The organism is Pseudomonas sp. S3_A09, assembly GCF_054668065.1.
This window is the reverse complement of the sequence record NZ_CP162752.1, coordinates 3,203,966-3,219,651: the sequence shown is the minus strand read 5'-3', so window position 1 is coordinate 3,219,651 and position 15,686 is coordinate 3,203,966. Positions and strand designations below refer to the sequence as shown.

Below are 15,686 nucleotides of genomic sequence, written 5' to 3'. Positions count from 1 at the left end.
TGTGGGCGCTGGCTTGCCTGCGATGCAAACAACTCGGTGTACCTGACACACCGCAGCGATGCTATCGCAGGCAAGCCAGCTTCCACACAGAGCCAGTGCCCACACCGTCCGCGCATGATCAGGACATTTTTTTATGCTCACTGCCCTCTACCGATACATCCTCGCCGCCCTGCTGTCGCTGCCCTTAGGCGCGCACGCCAGCGACGCCGAAGACTTCATCAACGCCAATCCGACGCAACAAGCCAAGCTCCTCCAGGACTGGGCCGCCCAACCTGACCCGGCACGCATCGAGCTGGTGGACGCTCTGCAACAAGGACAACTCATCGTCAACGGTGAAACCAAAACCGTACGCCTGAACAACCGTCTGCGCGGCCTGATCGACAACGTACACGCCAGCCAGCAACTGCTCGCCGCCGACCCCAAGGTGCGCCTGGCTGCCGCACAGACCCTGCAAAAAAGCGCACAACCTGCGCAACTGAAATTCCTCGACCAGCGTGTCGCCGCCGAAACCGACGAAGGTGTCCACACCGCCCTCAGCCTGGCCCTGGCCAACCTGCAACTGGTGGACACCGACCCAGTGGTGCGCCTGGCCGCTGTGCGGTTGCTCGGCAGCACCGGCGACCCGCTGGCGCGCACGCGGCTTGAAGCCTTGCTCGCCCCCGGCGTTGAAACCGATGCCGCCGTGCACACCGCCGCGGAAACCAGCCTGGCCCAGGTCAAACGCAAATTGATGGTCGGTGAAATCCTGGGCCAGGCCTTCAGCGGCATGTCCCTGGGCTCGATTCTGTTGTTGGCGGCCCTGGGCCTGGCAATCACCTTCGGCCTGCTCGGCGTGATCAACATGGCCCACGGCGAGATGCTGATGCTCGGTGCCTACTCCACCTATATGGTGCAGTTGCTCATGCAGCGCTACATGCCACAGGCCATCGAGTTCTACCCGCTGATCGCGCTGCCGGTGGCGTTTTTTGTTACCGCCGCTATCGGCATGGCGTTGGAGCGCACGGTGATCCGTCACCTGTACGGCCGGCCGCTGGAAACCCTGCTGGCCACCTGGGGCATCAGCCTGATGTTGATCCAGTTGGTACGCCTGGTGTTCGGTGCGCAGAACGTCGAGGTGTCCAACCCCGAATGGTTGTCCGGCGGCATTCAAGTGCTGCCCAACCTGGTGCTGCCGTACAACCGCATCGTGATCATTGCCTTCGCGCTGTGCGTGGTGGTGCTGACCTGGTTGCTGTTGAACAAGACGCGCCTGGGCCTCAACGTGCGTGCCGTCACGCAGAACCGCAACATGGCCGCGTGCTGCGGCGTGCCTACGGGACGCGTGGATATGCTCGCCTTTGGCCTGGGCTCCGGCATCGCCGGGCTGGGCGGCGTGGCACTGAGCCAGATCGGCAACGTCGGCCCGGACCTGGGCCAGAGCTACATCATCGACTCGTTCCTGGTGGTGGTGCTCGGCGGGGTCGGCCAGTTGGCCGGCAGCGTGATGGCGGCGTTCGGTTTAGGTATCGCCAACAAGATTCTCGAACCGCAGATCGGCGCCGTGCTCGGCAAGATTCTGATCCTCGCGCTAATCATTCTGTTTATCCAGAAACGCCCGCAAGGACTCTTCGCACTGAAAGGACGGGTGATCGACTGATGAACCAGCCATTGATGCTTACGGCCGCGCAAAAGGCCGGCCCCAAGGTGACGATTGCCCTCGGCGCGCTGATCCTGATCGTGCTGCTGGCGCTGCCGCTGTTGTCGTTGTTGCCACCGGACAACGCCTTTCATATCTCGGCCTACACCCTGACGCTGGTGGGCAAGATCCTCTGCTATGCAATCGTCGCCCTTGCGTTGGACTTGGTGTGGGGTTATGCAGGCATGCTGTCCCTCGGCCACGGCCTGTTCTTTGCCCTGGGCGGTTATGCCATGGGCATGTACCTGATGCGCCAGGCGTCCGGTGACGAGTTGCCGGCGTTCATGACCTTCTTGTCATGGACCGAGCTGCCCTGGTACTGGGTCGGAACGCAGCACTTCGTCTGGGCCATGTGCCTGGTGGTGTTGGCACCAGGCTTACTGGCGCTGGTGTTTGGTTTCTTCGCCTTCCGTTCGCGGATCAAGGGCGTGTATTTTTCGATCATGACCCAGGCCCTGACCTTTGCCGGAATGCTACTGTTTTTCCGCAACGAGACCGGCTTTGGCGGCAACAACGGCTTCACCAATTTCCGCAGCATCCTCGGCTTCGGTATTACTGAACCAGGCACCCGAGCGGTGCTGTTTGTCGCCACAGTGGCGCTGCTGGTCGCGAGCCTGTTCATCGGCTGGCGCTTGGCACGCAGCAAGTTCGGCCGGGTATTGACCGCCTTGCGTGATGCGGAAAATCGCCTGATGTTCTGCGGCTACGATCCGCGTGGCTTCAAGCTGTTCGTGTGGGTGTTGAGCGCGGTGCTGTGTGGTTTGGCCGGGGCGTTGTATGTGCCGCAAGTTGGCATCATCAACCCCAGCGAAATGTCGCCGACCAACTCGATTGAAGCCGCGGTGTGGGTGGCCTTGGGCGGGCGTGGCACGCTGATCGGCCCGCTGCTCGGCGCCGGAGTAGTCAATGGCATGAAGAGCTGGTTCACCGTGGCTTTTCCGGAATACTGGCTGTTCTTCCTTGGGGCGCTGTTCATCATCGTCACCCTGTACCTGCCCAAGGGCGTCATCGGCCTGCTGAAGAAATGAGGAACGTCATGCTTGAACCTATTTTCGATGCAGGCGCCGGCCGCGATGCCATCGGCCTCGGCCAGGCCGCCGGCAAGGGCCTCGACACCCGCCACGGCACCATCCTGAGCCTGGAAGACATCAGCGTCAGCTTCGATGGCTTCAAGGCGCTCAACAACCTGAACCTTTACATCGGCGTCGGTGAGCTGCGTTGCATCATCGGCCCCAACGGCGCGGGCAAGACCACGCTGATGGACGTGATTACCGGCAAGACCCGGCCCAGCCACGGCACCGCCTGGTTTGGTGAAAACCTGGACCTGACCAGCCTGAGCGAAGTGCAGATCGCCCAGGCCGGCATCGGCCGTAAGTTCCAGAAGCCCACGGTGTTCGAAGCCCTCAGCGTGTTCGAAAACCTGGAACTGGCGCAGAAGACCGACAAGTCGGTGTGGGCCAGCCTGCGTGCACGCTTAAGTGGCGAGCAGAAAGACCGTATCGATGAAGTCCTCGACACCATCCGCCTGACCGCTTCGGCACAGCGCCAAGCGGGGTTGCTGTCCCACGGCCAGAAGCAGTTCCTGAAAATCGGCATGTTGCTGATGCAGGACCCACAACTGTTGCTGCTGGACGAACCGGTGGCGGGCATGACCGACGCGGAAACCGAATTCACCGCCGAACTGTTCAAGCGCCTGGCGGGCAAGCACTCGCTGATGGTGGTGGAACACGACATGGGGTTTGTCGGCTCGATTGCCGATCATGTGACCGTGTTGCACCAAGGCAGCGTACTGGCCGAAGGGTCACTGGAACAGGTGCAGGACAATGAGCGGGTGATCGAGGTTTACCTCGGCCGCTAAGGAGAACCGAACATGCTGCAAGTCGACAAGTTGCACCAGTACTACGGCGGTAGCCACATCCTGCGCGGGCTGTCTTTTGACGTGAAGGTCGGCGAGGTCACCTGCCTGCTCGGCCGTAACGGCGTGGGCAAGACCACCCTGCTCAAATGCCTGATGGGCTTGCTGCCCTCCAAGGAAGGCGCGGTGAACTGGGAAGGCAAGGCCATCACCGGGTTCAAGCCGCACCAACGTGTGCAGGCAGGGATCGCCTACGTGCCACAGGGCCGGGAGATTTTCGGGCGGCTGACGGTGGAAGAAAACCTGCTGATGGGGCTCTCGCGCTTCCCCGGTTCGGAAGCCAAGGAAGTGCCCGCGTTCATCTACGAGCTGTTCCCGGTTTTGCTGCAAATGAAGCACCGCCGTGGCGGCGATCTGTCCGGCGGGCAGCAGCAACAGCTCGCGATCGGTCGGGCGCTGGCCAGCCGCCCACGCCTGCTGATCCTCGATGAGCCCACGGAGGGCATCCAGCCGTCGGTGATCAAGGAGATCGGCGCGGTGATCAAGAAGCTCGCGGAGCGCGGTGATATGGCGATCCTGCTAGTGGAGCAGTTCTACGACTTTGCCGCCGAGTTGGCCGACCACTACCTGGTGATGTCCCGTGGTGAGATCGTGCAGCAAGGCCGAGGTGAAAATATGGAAAGCGAAGGTGTACGCGGCTTGGTAACCATCTAATCTGTAGCCTCCTAACGATAAGCACTCTGCCATGAACCTGCCCGTTACTCCTGCGCTGTTCACCCCCAGCTGGCATGCCGAGCTGGAGCTCGGCTATGCGCGTTTCGGCGACACCACGCGGCCAGTGATGCGTCGCCACCTCGGCCCCTTGCGCGTGCAAAAGCACCTGTATGCCGAAGGCCCCGAGGTGTGCCAGCACATCATTGTTCACCCGCCCGGCGGCATTGCCGGCGGTGATCGCCTGGACATCAGCGCCCATGTCGGCGCAGGTGCCTGGGCGCAACTGACCAGCCCCGGCGCCGCCAAGTGGTATCGCGCCAAGGGTCCTGCGTTTCAGCAGTTGGACCTTACCGTGGAAGCCGGCGCTACGCTGGAATGGCTGCCCCAGGAAACCATCGTATTCAGTGCCGCCCAGGCCGAACTCACCACGCGCATCGAGCTGCACGGCGATGCACGCCTGTTCTACTGGGACGTGGTCGCCCTCGGCCGCCCCGCCAGTGGCGAGCGCTTTGACCAGGGCCACTTTCAATCCCACTTGGATATCCGCCGCGACGGCCAATTGCTCTGGCATGAACGCCAGCGCATTGTGGGTGCCGACGGTTTGCTCGACTCTCCCATCGGCCTGGACGGGCAACCGGTGTTTGCCACGTTGCTGCTGACGGCTGATATCGAACCTGAGTTACTCGACACTTGCCGCGCCCTGCCCCACGCGGTGCGCGGCGACCTGACCCAACTGCCAGGCTTGCTGGTCGCCCGTTGCCTGGCCAGCGAAGCGCTGCTGGCGCGAGGTTGGTTGATTGATCTATGGAAACTGCTACGCCCAGCCGTACTTGAACGCGCAGCTGTTCCACCCCGAATCTGGAGCACATGAAGATCAAAATGTGGGAGCGGGCTTGCTCGCGAAAGCGGCGGATCAGAAACAGATGCATTGACTGACGCACTGCATTCACGAGCAAGCCGGCTCCCACATAAACCCATTCAACATTGATCTCTGGTGTTTTTAAGCATGCAATTTATGAAGGACCTTGAACCATGGACCTGACCCCACGGGAAAAAGACAAACTGCTGATCTTCACCGCAGGCTTGGTGGCCGAGCGTCGCCTCGCACGCGGCGTGAAGCTCAACTACCCGGAAACCATCGCCTACATCTCCGCCGCCCTGATGGAAGGTGCCCGCGACGGCCGCACCGTGGCCGACCTGATGCACTTTGGCACTACGCTGCTCAGCCGCGAACAAGTGATGGAAGGCATCCCCGAAATGATCCCGGATATCCAGGTGGAAGCCACTTTCCCCGACGGCACCAAGCTGGTCACCGTCCACCAGCCGATTGCGTGAGGCCTGATGATGATTCGTGACGCAACCCAAAATGATTTGCCGGCGATCCGCGATATCTACAACGACGCAGTGCTGAACACGACCGCGATCTGGAACGAACAACCGGCGGACTTGGGCAACCGCCAGGCCTGGTTCAGTGCGCGACATGCCCAGGGCTATCCGATCCTGGTATCGGTAGAAAACGGTGAAGTCACTGGTTACGCCTCGTTTGGCGATTGGCGGCCGTTCGAAGGTTTTCGCTACAGCGTCGAGCACTCGGTGTACGTGCGCAGCGACCAACGCGGCAAGGGCCTGGGCCCGTTACTGATGGAGGCGTTGATCGAGCGTGCACGCGCTTGCGGCAAACACGTGATGGTCGCCGCCATCGAGAGCGGCAACCAGGCCTCGATCCGACTGCATGAGCGCCAGGGATTCATCACCACCGGGCAGATGCCCCAAGTGGGTATCAAGTTCGGCCGCTGGCTGGACCTGACCTTCATGCAACTGGCGTTGAATCCGGGCGCCGAACCGCCCAAGGAGTGACACCAATGAATAGCGCGCAAGTGCGTCGAGTCAATGCGGAAAGTTTTGCCCACTATCGTCTGGGCTTGATCGAGTTGTTGCTGGACGCGGTCAGGCACGGCGCTTCCGTCGGCTTCATGGCCGACTTCGACGAGGCCCAGGCCCGCGAGTATTTGCGCGGCGTGCAGGCCAGCATCGAAGACGCCGGCCTGTTGCTCTGGGTGGTGGTGCGCGACGAACACGTGATCGCCAGTGTGCAATTGGCGCTGTGCCAAAAAGCCAACGGACTCAACCGCGCCGAAGTGCAGAAGCTGCTGGTACACAGCAGCGCGCGACGCCATGGCCTCGGCCAGCAACTGATGAACACCCTGGAACTCGCCGCCCGCCAGCACAAGCGCGGCCTGCTGTACCTGGACACCGAAGCCGGCTCACCCGCCGAAGCCTTCTACCAGTCGCTGCGCTATATCAAGGTCGGTGAACTGCCCGACTACTGCCAAAGCCCGGACGGGCGCTACAGCCCGACCGCCATCTACTTCAAGACCCTGGGGCAACCTGCATGATTCCTGGCGAATATCAGATCCAGCCTGGCGACATCGAACTCAACGTGGGCCGCCGTACGGTCACCCTCAGCGTGGCCAACAGCGGCGATCGGCCGATCCAGGTGGGCTCGCATTATCATTTTTTCGAGACCAATGACGCACTGACGTTTGATCGTGCCTCAACCCGTGGCATGCGCCTGAATATTCCGGCGGGCACGGCGGTGCGGTTTGAGCCGGGGCAAAGCCGTGAGGTTGAGTTGGTGGATTTGAGCGGCGGTCGCCGGGTGTTCGGGTTTGCAGGTCGAGTCATGGGTGATCTTTAGGCCCTCTTCGTGAGCAAGCCCGCTCCCATATTTAGTAGGCATTTCAACATGTGGGAGCGAGCTTGCTCGCGAAAGCGGATTCACATTCAACACACATTTCTCAGGGCACACACATGAAAATCAGCCGCCAAGCCTATGCCGACATGTACGGCCCCACCGTCGGTGACAAGGTCCGCCTGGCCGACACAGAGCTTTTCGTCGAAGTCGAAAAAGACTTCACGGTCTACGGCGAAGAAGTCAAATTCGGCGGCGGCAAGGTCATCCGCGATGGCCAGGGCCAAAGCCAATTGCTCGCCCATGAGGTGGTCGACACGCTGATCACCAACGCGCTGATCATCGACCACTGGGGCATCGTCAAAGCCGACGTGGGCCTGAAGAACGGCCGTATCCACGCCATCGGCAAGGCCGGCAACCCGGACATCCAGCCTGGCGTGACCATGTCCATCGGCGCCAGCACCGAAGTGATTGCCGGCGAAGGCATGATCCTCACCGCCGGCGGGATCGACAGCCACGTGCACTTCATCTGCCCGCAGCAGATTGAAGAGGCGCTGACCAGCGGCGTCACCACCATGATCGGCGGCGGTACCGGCCCGGCGACGGGCACCAACGCCACCACCTGCACCTCCGGCCCGTGGCACCTGGCGCGCATGCTCCAGGCCAGTGACTCGTTCCCGATGAACATCGGCTTCACTGGCAAGGGCAACGCCAGCTTGCCGGAGCCTCTGATCGAACAGGTGAAGGCCGGCGCCATCGGTTTGAAACTGCATGAAGACTGGGGCACCACCCCGGCGAGCATCGACAATTGCCTGAGCGTTGCCGATCAATACGATGTGCAGGTAGCGATCCACAGCGACACCCTCAACGAGTCCGGTTTCGTCGAGACCACCCTGGCCGCGCTCAAGGGCCGTACCATCCACACGTATCACACCGAAGGTGCAGGTGGCGGTCACGCACCGGACATCATCAAGGCCTGCGGCTTCCCGAACGTGCTGCCGAGCTCCACCAACCCGACGCGGCCCTTCACTCGCAACACCATCGACGAACACCTCGACATGCTGATGGTCTGCCACCACCTGGACCCGAGCATTGCCGAAGACGTGGCCTTCGCAGAAAGCCGCATCCGCCGCGAGACCATTGCCGCCGAAGACATCCTGCACGACCTCGGCGCGTTCTCCATGATCAGCTCCGACAGCCAAGCCATGGGCCGGGTCGGTGAGGTGATCACACGCACCTGGCAGACCGCCGACAAGATGAAAAAACAGCGCGGCGCCTTGCCTGGCGATGGTCCCGGCAACGACAACTTCCGCGCCAAGCGCTACATCGCCAAGTACACCATCAACCCGGCGATTACCCACGGTGTGAGCCATATCGTCGGTTCGATCGAAGTGGGCAAGTGGGCTGACCTGGTACTGTGGCGCCCGGCGTTCTTTGGCATCAAGCCGACCCTGATCCTCAAGGGCGGCGCGATTGCCTCAAGCCTGATGGGCGACGCCAACGCTTCGATCCCCACGCCGCAGCCGGTGCACTACCGCCCGATGTTCGCCAGCTTCGGCGGCTCGTTGCATGCCACCAGCCTGACCTTTATCAGCCAGGCTGCGCAGGATGCCGGTTTGCCCGAAGCCCTGGGGTTGAAGAAACAGATCGCGGTGGTCAAAGGGTGTCGCGACGTGCAGAAAACCGACCTGATCCACAACGATTACCTGCCGGATATCGAGGTGGACCCGCAGACCTACCAGGTCAAGGCCGAAGGGGTGCTGCTGTGGTGTGAGCCGGCGGATGTGTTGCCGATGGCGCAGCGGTATTTCCTGTTCTGACTCGAACCAACAGGCCACGACTTGTGGCGAGGGCGCTTGCTCCCTCGCCACAAGGACAGTGTTCGCTTTCGCCTTAGAACTGCTCGCGCGGATTAAAAGCAGCTTTCTGCGCCAGCTCCTGCCACAAGGCTTTCACCTCGTCATTGCCTGCCGGTGGCATCACGGCCTTGAGCTGCACGTACAGGAAGCCACGCTGCCCGGCCTTGTTCAACAAGCCATGGCCCTTGGCGCGCATGCGCTGGCCGTTCTGGCTGCCGGCTGGCACCTTGAGGTTGATCTTGCCGGTCAGGGTCGGCACGGCCACTTCCGCGCCCAGCGCCAATTCCCACGGCGCCAGCGGCAGGTTGATGATCAGGTTTTCGCCATCCACTTCAAACTTGGGATGCGGCGCAAACTTGACGATCAGGTACAGGTCACCGTTGGCCCCACCGCCAACACCTGGTGCGCCCTGGCCTTTGAGGCGGATACGCTCACCGTTGACGACACCGGCGGGGATCTTCACGTTCAAGCTCTTGGTGGTGTTGCTCACATGCCGGCCCGAGGCGTCGTATTGCGGCACCTGGAAGCTGATCTGCTTGGACTCGGTTGACAGCGTCTCCTCAAGGAACACCGACAGCTGCATCTCCACGTCCTGGCCTTTACGTCCGGCAGGGCGGCGCTGGCCGCCACCGAAGGCATCGCCACGGGAGCCGAAGATCGAACTGAAGAAGTCCGAGAAATCCTCACCGCCACCGCCGCCGCCAAAGCCGCCACGGCTCTGCCAGCCCGGTGGTCCCTGGAACGGCTGGCCATGCTGGCCGTATTTGCGCAGCTCGTCGTATTCGGCGCGCTTGTCGGCGCTTTTGAGCGCTTCATAGGCTTCGGACGCATCCTTGAACTTGGCTTCGGCGTCTTTCTCCTTGCTCACGTCGGGGTGATATTTGCGCGCGAGCTTGCGATAGGCCGCCTTGATTTCCTTGTCGTCGGCCGTCGGCTCTACGCCCAATATCTTGTAGTAGTCTTTGAAATCCATCGGCGGTTCACCATCCTTAATCGAGATCGCACAGTCCGGGGCACAACGTGCGCTGCATTGCACTTGTTGAGTCTCGTGGCCTGGGTATGCGTCAAAGTGTTATCGGCACTTGCCGTATGCAACAGATGTTGGGGCAAATACCCAACTTTCAAGCGCGATTTAGCGGATAGTCGGCCTACGCATCCGCCTTCGACTGGCATACACTGCGCGGCCGTTTTTCAACCGGAACCCGATAGACATGAAAAACCCATCCCCAGCCCGTGCCTGCGGTATCGACTTTGGCACGTCCAACTCCACCGTCGGCTGGATCCGCCCCGGCGAGGAGACGCTCATCGCGCTGGAGGACGACAAGATCACTCTGCCGTCGGTGGTGTTCTTCAACTTCGAGGAGCGCCGCCCGGTGTACGGTCGCCTGGCGCTGCATGAGTACCTGGAAAACTACGAAGGCCGGCTGATGCGCTCGCTCAAGAGCCTGCTCGGTTCCAAGCTGATCAAGCACGACACCAGCGTGCTCGGCACAGCGATGCCGTTCACCGACCTGCTGGCGCTGTTTATCGGCCAGCTCAAGTGCCGCGCCGAAGCCAATGCCGGCCGCGAGTTCGAAGAAGTGGTGCTGGGCCGCCCGGTGTTTTTCGTCGACGACGACCCGATGGCCGACCAGGAAGCCGAAAACACCCTGGTCGACGTGGCGCGTAAGATCGGTTTCAAGGACATCTCGTTCCAGTACGAGCCGATCGCGGCGGCGTTCGACTACGAGTCCACCATCCAGAAAGAAGAGTTGGTACTGATTGTCGACATCGGCGGGGGTACCTCCGACTTTTCCCTGGTACGCCTGTCCCCGGACCGTCGCCACAACGACAACCGCCAGAGCGACATCCTCGCCACCGGCGGCGTGCATATCGGCGGGACCGACTTCGACAAGCAGCTCTCGTTGAACGGCATGATGCCGCTGTTCGGCTACGGCAGCCGCATGAAGAGCGGCGCCTACATGCCCACCAGCCATCACATGAACCTGGCCACCTGGCACACCATCAACTCGGTGTACTCGCAGAAATCCCAGCTGGCGCTGGGCAGCATGCGTTATGACATCGAAGACACCGGCGGCATCGACCGTCTGTTCAAGTTGATCGAGCAGCGCGCCGGCCACTGGTTGGCCATGGAAGTGGAAGAAACCAAGATCCAACTCACCCACGAAGACAGTCGCCATGTGCTGCTGGATCGGGTTGAACCGGGCCTGAGCGTGGAACTGAGCCGGGCGCTGTTCGAGTCGGCCATCGATGGCTTGCTGGAACGCGTGCGCAACAGCGTCACGCAATTGCTCAACGATGCGTCGGTGAGCGTGGCCCAGGTGGACACCGTGTTCTTTACTGGCGGTTCCAGCGGAATCCCGGCGCTGCGCCACAGCATCTCGGCGATGTTGCCGAACGCGCGGCATGTGGAAGGGAATATCTTTGGCAGTATCGGCAGCGGGTTGGCGATTGAAGCCAGTAAGCGCTACGGCTGCTGAGCGTTAGCTTGAACGGCGGTGCGCCCTTCGCGAGCAAGCCCGCTCCCACCTTTGGCTGAGTTCCAACGTTGGAACGCGTTCAAAGGTGGGAGCGGGCTTGCTCGCGAAGGGGCCGGCCCAAGCAACATCAATCTCTAAACCATTCCCCCAAGCTTCAACTCACTCTTGAGATACGCGTAATAAATCGGCCCCGCCACCACGCCGGGTAGCCCAAACGCAGCCTCAAACACCAGCATCGCCAGCAACAACTCCCACGACTTGGCACTGATCTGTCCACCCACAATGCGCGCATTGAGGAAGTACTCGACCTTGTGGATCACGATCAGATACCCGAGTGCCGCCACCGCCACCCAGATTGACAGCGACAGCGCCACGATGGTGATCAGCGTGTTGGACATCAGGTTGCCGATGACGGGCAGCAAGCCGAGCAGGAACGTGAGGACGATCAGGGTTTTGGTCAGCGGCAGGTGAATCCCGCACAGCGGCAGCACCACGGCGAGGAACACGGCGGTGAAGGCGGTGTTGAGCGCGGCGATCTTGATTTGCGCGAAGACAATGTTGCGAAAGGCCTGGACCAACAAGTGCAGACGATCGAACAGCACGGCGGCCAGGGGTTTGCGCTTGGTCAAGTCGGGCACGCGCTGCAGGGCAATGATGGCGCCGAGCACCATGCCGATCAGCAGGGTGACAAACATGTGGGCGGCGTCTTTGCCGACCAGTTGCAGTTCACTCAGGTGCTTGCTCATCCAGTCGCCGATGGCCACGCGGAACTCGGCGGCGCTGGCGGGCAGGTAGGCATCGATGAACGGCGGCAACTGGCCGCGCGCGCGGTCGACCACGCCCATGAATTTGTCCAGGGAAGCCCCGGGGTTTTCCGCTTCGTGGAGCAGGAAGCTGATGGCACCGGCGAAGATCAGGGTCAGCACACTGACGATCAAGGTGCCGAGCAGCGCCACCGCCAGCCAGCGCGCGCGCCGGCCTTCGATCAGCCGTTGCAGTTGGGGGGTCAGCATGTTGACCAGCTCGAACACCAACAGACCGGCCAGCAGGCTGGGCAACAATTTGAGCGGCAGCACCAGCAGCAGTCCGCCGAAAATGATGATGTAGCTGGCCAGCAATATCACGTGACGCTGAGAAAACGTTGGCATACAGCCTCAAAACGAACGGCGTTAAAGGATGGGCAGTCTGCCAGCCTTGAAGGAATCAAGCGAGAGGTCTTGGTGTTGCAAACTTGTCAGCGTGGCAACGGGCTTGCTCGCGAAAGCGGGGGTTCAGTCACTGAGGTGTTGAACGAAAAACAGCTTTCGCGAGCAAGCCCGCTCCCACAGGGGATTCGCCTACTCAACTGCCTTTGAGGCAGGTGCTCATGAAGGTTTTGCGCGCATCGCCAGTCAGCGCCTTGGTTTTCGCCGACGCATTGCAATCCTTCATCTTCTGCTGCTGCGGCGTCAGGGTCTTGGCGTCATTGGCCGCCGGGGCGGACAGGCAGGTCTTCATGAAGGCCTTGCGCTCGTCCCCCTTGAGCGTCTTGGTGGTCGCTTCGGCATTGCAGGTGGTCATTTTATTTTGCTGGGCGGTGGCGGCAAAACCTTGGGAACACAGCAGCAGGCCCATCATCAACAACGGAATTCGCAGCATCTTCATGGAGTTTTCTCCCTGTTGCCGTGCAGGAGGGCACGGCCTACCGGGTAGTGTAGTCAAAGCCTGTTACATCTTCACCGACTACGGATATGCGTCCGCCGGTATTGCTCTGGGGTGCAGCCCGCCTGGCGCTGGAACATGGCGATAAAGGCCGAAGCGCTGCTGTAGCCCAGATCAAATGCGACATGTTGCACGCTGCGCTGGCTGTCGAGGGCTTCAATGGCCGCCAGGTAGCGCAGGCGCTGGCGCCACTCGCCGAAGCTCATGCCCAGCTCCCGCACAAACAGGCGAGCCAGGGTGCGTTCGCTCACGTGGACTTGCTCTGCCCAGTGAGCCAGGGGGCGATTGTCGGCAGGGTCGGCCTGCAGGCCTTCCAGTACGCCCAGCAGGCCGGGGTGACGGGCGTAAGGCAGGAAGCAATCGTGGATCGGCGCCTGCTTGAGCTGGTCCACCAGCACCTGGGCCAGGCGAATGTCGGCGTCGGTCTGCGGCATGTTCACGTCACGCTGGGCGAAATCGCTGAGGATGGCCTTGAGGATATCGCTGATGGCCAGGGTGCAAGGCTGTTGCGGCAGCCGCTCACAGAGTTCCGGCGCCAGCCCCACCGAGTGATAGACGATCGCCTCGGCATTGTAGGAGCTGTGTTCGGTGTGGGGTGGCACCCACACCGCGTATTGCGGCGGCGACATGAAGCGGTTACCGGCCACTTCCATGCGCATCACGCCGCTGGCCGAATAGTCCAGCGAACCCCAGAAGTGCTGGTGCGGGGTGCACTCGGTGTCGGGCGCGAAATCCGAATAGCGAAAGTACACCGGGCTCGGCAGCCGGGGAAAATCCGGAAGGCGTACGTTGTGCTTGGCCATATTGTCTGGATACAGAGGTGGTTTGTCTGGATCGCAGTATAGGCTTCGATCCAGACAATGGATAATCCTGCCTCATCAACACACTTGGTTCATTTCGATGCAATACGCTTATCCCTTGCTGGCCATTTTCATCTGGGCTGGCAACACCGTCGTCAACAAGCTGGCCGTGGGCGCGCTGTTCCCTGCAGAAATCGGCTTTTACCGCTGGTTGCTGGCGGCGCTGCTGTTTACACCGTTCATGATCAAGCCGGTGATCGCCAACTGGGCGCTGATCCGCCCGAACCTGGGCAAGGTATTCATCCTCGGCGTGCTGGGCATGGCGGTGTACCAGAGCCTGGCGTACTACGCCGCGTCGCTGACCACGGCGACCAACATGGGGATCATCCTGTCGTTGATGCCGTTGATGGCGCTGACGGCGGCGATCATCAGCCTGGGCCAGCGCCTGACCTACGGCGCGCTGACCGGTGCCGTGCTGTCATTTGCCGGCGTCGTGGTGGTGGTCTCCGCCGGCAGCCTCGACGCATTGCTGCAACACGGGGTCAACCTGGGTGACGGCATGATGCTGGTCGCGACACTGGCCTACGCGGTCTACAGCACCCTGCTGAAAAAATGGCAGCTGCGCCTGCCGCCGTTGGTGTTGCTGTATCTGCAGGTGCTGGTGGCGGTGGTGGTGCTGTTCCCGCTGTTCCTGTTCTCCGCGAAAGCGGGCCTTGGCTGGGCGAACATTCCGTTGGTGCTGTATGCGTGCCTGCTGGCCTCGATGTTGGCGCCACTGGCGTGGATGCATTCGGTGAAGACCTTGGGCCCGAGCCGCACCACGCTGTTTTTCAACTTGCTGCCGTTGATCACTGCATTGATCGCCGCCGTAGTGTTGAAGGAAGAGTTGGCGCTGTATCACTTGGTGGGCGGTTTGCTGACCTTGGGCGGGGTGATTCTGTCGGAGCGCTGGACCACCCCGGTGCGCTAAACCCCGGCAGCCTTCAAGCGCCGGGCATGCTCGACAAACAGTCGGATAGGCTCGGCGCCCTTGCCCACCAGGCCCAGGGACTGGTTGACGATATCGAAGTGGTCCAGGGCGTAGTCATCGCCGATCACCCATCCCAGGTGCGAGCTGTAGCGTCCGACCATGCCGTCGCACTGACCCTTTTCACGCACAAAGCTGCGGGCGAACAGGCGGCAACTGCGGTGGGTGCCATCGAACAGGTTGCGACCACGGTCAGTGATGCCCGGCTGCAAAGTGCCGGACCACGAGTAATAACGCACGCCGTTGACCTCTTCTGCCCCCTGCCCACCCCATGTCTGTGGCAACCCCTGTGGATAGTGCTGATTGAACAGCGCCACGCCCGCACTCGTCAGCGAATGATGGGAGACCTGCAAGTCCGCCTTGAAGCGCGGCCCGCGATAGCCGGTCTCCAACACGCCCATCACCCAGGCGACCAGGTGAAACAGCGCGCTCATGATCCGCCCCTTCACGCCGTCCACTGGGTAATTGAGATGAATGTGGTCCGCCAGCTCGGAGCCATGGTTGGGCCCGGCCACCGACGTGACCGACGCCACCCACTCCGGGCGCTTGGCCGCCGCATACCGCGCGGTGAGCGCGCCCTGGCTGTGACCGATCAGGTTGACCTTGTCGGCCCCCGTTTCACGGCGGATGCGCTCGATCTGCACCAGCAATTGCTCGCCACGTACCTCACTGGAGTCCAGCGGCGCCACCTGCACAGGAAACACCTGTGCGCCACCCGCCTGTAGCGCCGGGACGATGCCGTACCAATAGGGAAACCAAACGAGGCGCACGAACCCGAGCATGCCGGGGACCAGCACCAAGGGGTAACGCGTGGCAAGGGATTGCGGCATGGAGCAGGCGTCCAGGGCGATGGAAGTAATAGGTCCATCCTAGATCAACCGAC

At 61.7% G+C, this 15,686-nt stretch carries 17 protein-coding genes; 12 read left to right on the top strand and 5 right to left on the bottom strand.

Going from position 1 to position 15,686, the window contains the following annotated elements:
- The first annotated feature begins 133 nt into the window (after positions 1 to 133).
- The 10 genes from urtB to ureC all read left to right on the top strand — a co-directional run bounded on the left by urtB (position 134) and on the right by ureC (position 8,756).
- The gene (urtB, locus tag AB4N92_RS15035; protein ID WP_236267368.1) at positions 134 to 1,636 is read left to right on the top strand and encodes an urea ABC transporter permease subunit UrtB; all 1,503 of its coding nucleotides are present in this window, start codon (positions 134 to 136) and stop codon (positions 1,634 to 1,636) included.
- Positions 1,636 to 2,703: an urea ABC transporter permease subunit UrtC gene (urtC, locus tag AB4N92_RS15030; RefSeq protein ID WP_010213530.1), complete on the top strand. Its 1,068-nt coding sequence runs from the start codon at positions 1,636 to 1,638 to the stop codon at positions 2,701 to 2,703. The genes urtB and urtC overlap by 1 nt, the downstream gene beginning before the upstream one ends.
- A complete protein-coding gene (gene urtD, locus AB4N92_RS15025; protein ID WP_460127437.1) occupies positions 2,700 to 3,533 on the top strand; it encodes an urea ABC transporter ATP-binding protein UrtD in 834 nt (277 codons plus the stop codon). The genes urtC and urtD overlap by 4 nt, the downstream gene beginning before the upstream one ends.
- Before the next feature lie 12 nt (positions 3,534 to 3,545).
- The gene (gene urtE / locus AB4N92_RS15020; protein WP_010213533.1) at positions 3,546 to 4,244 is read left to right on the top strand and encodes an urea ABC transporter ATP-binding subunit UrtE; all 699 of its coding nucleotides are present in this window, start codon (positions 3,546 to 3,548) and stop codon (positions 4,242 to 4,244) included.
- 31 nt (positions 4,245 to 4,275) lie between these two features.
- Positions 4,276 to 5,115, top strand: a complete 840-nt coding sequence (locus tag AB4N92_RS15015; RefSeq protein WP_045791352.1) for an urease accessory protein UreD — start codon at positions 4,276 to 4,278, stop codon at positions 5,113 to 5,115.
- Between the two features lie 161 nt (positions 5,116 to 5,276).
- Positions 5,277 to 5,579: an urease subunit gamma gene (locus tag AB4N92_RS15010; protein WP_010213535.1), complete on the top strand. Its 303-nt coding sequence runs from the start codon at positions 5,277 to 5,279 to the stop codon at positions 5,577 to 5,579.
- A gap of 9 nt (positions 5,580 to 5,588) precedes the next feature.
- On the top strand, positions 5,589 to 6,101 hold the full coding sequence (locus AB4N92_RS15005) for a GNAT family N-acetyltransferase (protein ID WP_031291419.1): 513 nt from the start codon (positions 5,589 to 5,591) through the stop codon (positions 6,099 to 6,101).
- Between the two features lie 5 nt (positions 6,102 to 6,106).
- Entirely contained in the window at positions 6,107 to 6,640 is a 534-nt protein-coding gene (locus AB4N92_RS15000; RefSeq protein ID WP_010213537.1) for a GNAT family N-acetyltransferase, read from the top strand.
- The gene (locus AB4N92_RS14995; RefSeq protein ID WP_010213539.1) at positions 6,637 to 6,942 is read left to right on the top strand and encodes an urease subunit beta; all 306 of its coding nucleotides are present in this window, start codon (positions 6,637 to 6,639) and stop codon (positions 6,940 to 6,942) included. Before AB4N92_RS15000 ends, AB4N92_RS14995 begins: the two co-directional genes overlap by 4 nt.
- A gap of 113 nt (positions 6,943 to 7,055) precedes the next feature.
- Complete coding sequence (ureC, locus tag AB4N92_RS14990; RefSeq protein ID WP_236267369.1) at positions 7,056 to 8,756, top strand: urease subunit alpha; 1,701 nt, start codon at positions 7,056 to 7,058, stop codon at positions 8,754 to 8,756.
- A 73-nt stretch (positions 8,757 to 8,829) separates the two neighbouring features.
- On the opposite strand, the gene AB4N92_RS14985 is transcribed toward ureC, so the two are convergent.
- Positions 8,830 to 9,768, bottom strand: a complete 939-nt coding sequence (locus AB4N92_RS14985) for a DnaJ C-terminal domain-containing protein (protein WP_021493229.1) — start codon at positions 9,766 to 9,768, stop codon at positions 8,830 to 8,832.
- Positions 9,769 to 10,006: 238 nt separating this feature from the next.
- Here AB4N92_RS14985 and AB4N92_RS14980 point away from each other — a divergent pair, with 238 nt between their 5' ends.
- Positions 10,007 to 11,275: an Hsp70 family protein gene (locus AB4N92_RS14980; protein WP_044286563.1), complete on the top strand. Its 1,269-nt coding sequence runs from the start codon at positions 10,007 to 10,009 to the stop codon at positions 11,273 to 11,275.
- Between the two features lie 134 nt (positions 11,276 to 11,409).
- On the opposite strand, the gene AB4N92_RS14975 is transcribed toward AB4N92_RS14980, so the two are convergent.
- From AB4N92_RS14975 to AB4N92_RS14965, 3 genes are all read right to left on the bottom strand, one after another.
- A complete protein-coding gene (locus AB4N92_RS14975) occupies positions 11,410 to 12,423 on the bottom strand; it encodes an AI-2E family transporter (RefSeq protein ID WP_010213545.1) in 1,014 nt (337 codons plus the stop codon).
- 193 nt (positions 12,424 to 12,616) lie between these two features.
- Positions 12,617 to 12,919: a PsiF family protein gene (locus tag AB4N92_RS14970; RefSeq protein WP_010213547.1), complete on the bottom strand. Its 303-nt coding sequence runs from the start codon at positions 12,917 to 12,919 to the stop codon at positions 12,617 to 12,619.
- A gap of 71 nt (positions 12,920 to 12,990) precedes the next feature.
- Positions 12,991 to 13,779 (bottom strand): AraC family transcriptional regulator, encoded by a 789-nt coding sequence (locus AB4N92_RS14965; protein ID WP_010213548.1) that lies wholly within the window; start codon positions 13,777 to 13,779, stop codon positions 12,991 to 12,993.
- A gap of 97 nt (positions 13,780 to 13,876) precedes the next feature.
- Here AB4N92_RS14965 and AB4N92_RS14960 point away from each other — a divergent pair, with 97 nt between their 5' ends.
- Positions 13,877 to 14,746 (top strand): DMT family transporter, encoded by an 870-nt coding sequence (locus AB4N92_RS14960; protein ID WP_010213549.1) that lies wholly within the window; start codon positions 13,877 to 13,879, stop codon positions 14,744 to 14,746.
- On the opposite strand, the gene AB4N92_RS14955 is transcribed toward AB4N92_RS14960, so the two are convergent.
- Positions 14,743 to 15,633 carry an esterase/lipase family protein gene (locus AB4N92_RS14955; protein ID WP_236267370.1) on the bottom strand — a complete coding sequence of 297 codons (891 nt, stop codon included), beginning with the start codon at positions 15,631 to 15,633 and terminating at the stop codon, positions 14,743 to 14,745. The genes AB4N92_RS14960 and AB4N92_RS14955 overlap by 4 nt on opposite strands.
- Positions 15,634 to 15,686: the final 53 nt, after the last annotated feature.

What these genes read in the sequence shown, in the direction of transcription:
- urtB (WP_236267368.1), top strand. Translation starts at nt 134, where the DNA reads ATGCTCACTGCCCTCTACCGATACATCCTCGCCGCCCTGCTGTCGCTG.
- urtC (WP_010213530.1), top strand. Translation starts at nt 1,636, where the DNA reads ATGAACCAGCCATTGATGCTTACGGCCGCGCAAAAGGCCGGCCCCAAG.
- urtD (WP_460127437.1), top strand. Translation starts at nt 2,700, where the DNA reads ATGAGGAACGTCATGCTTGAACCTATTTTCGATGCAGGCGCCGGCCGC.
- urtE (WP_010213533.1), top strand. Translation starts at nt 3,546, where the DNA reads ATGCTGCAAGTCGACAAGTTGCACCAGTACTACGGCGGTAGCCACATC.
- AB4N92_RS15015 (WP_045791352.1), top strand. Translation starts at nt 4,276, where the DNA reads ATGAACCTGCCCGTTACTCCTGCGCTGTTCACCCCCAGCTGGCATGCC.
- AB4N92_RS15010 (WP_010213535.1), top strand. Translation starts at nt 5,277, where the DNA reads ATGGACCTGACCCCACGGGAAAAAGACAAACTGCTGATCTTCACCGCA.
- AB4N92_RS15005 (WP_031291419.1), top strand. Translation starts at nt 5,589, where the DNA reads ATGATTCGTGACGCAACCCAAAATGATTTGCCGGCGATCCGCGATATC.
- AB4N92_RS15000 (WP_010213537.1), top strand. Translation starts at nt 6,107, where the DNA reads ATGAATAGCGCGCAAGTGCGTCGAGTCAATGCGGAAAGTTTTGCCCAC.
- AB4N92_RS14995 (WP_010213539.1), top strand. Translation starts at nt 6,637, where the DNA reads ATGATTCCTGGCGAATATCAGATCCAGCCTGGCGACATCGAACTCAAC.
- ureC (WP_236267369.1), top strand. Translation starts at nt 7,056, where the DNA reads ATGAAAATCAGCCGCCAAGCCTATGCCGACATGTACGGCCCCACCGTC.
- AB4N92_RS14985 (WP_021493229.1), bottom strand. Translation starts at nt 9,768, where the DNA reads ATGGATTTCAAAGACTACTACAAGATATTGGGCGTAGAGCCGACGGCC.
- AB4N92_RS14980 (WP_044286563.1), top strand. Translation starts at nt 10,007, where the DNA reads ATGAAAAACCCATCCCCAGCCCGTGCCTGCGGTATCGACTTTGGCACG.
- AB4N92_RS14975 (WP_010213545.1), bottom strand. Translation starts at nt 12,423, where the DNA reads ATGCCAACGTTTTCTCAGCGTCACGTGATATTGCTGGCCAGCTACATC.
- AB4N92_RS14970 (WP_010213547.1), bottom strand. Translation starts at nt 12,919, where the DNA reads ATGAAGATGCTGCGAATTCCGTTGTTGATGATGGGCCTGCTGCTGTGT.
- AB4N92_RS14965 (WP_010213548.1), bottom strand. Translation starts at nt 13,779, where the DNA reads ATGGCCAAGCACAACGTACGCCTTCCGGATTTTCCCCGGCTGCCGAGC.
- AB4N92_RS14960 (WP_010213549.1), top strand. Translation starts at nt 13,877, where the DNA reads ATGCAATACGCTTATCCCTTGCTGGCCATTTTCATCTGGGCTGGCAAC.
- AB4N92_RS14955 (WP_236267370.1), bottom strand. Translation starts at nt 15,633, where the DNA reads ATGCCGCAATCCCTTGCCACGCGTTACCCCTTGGTGCTGGTCCCCGGC.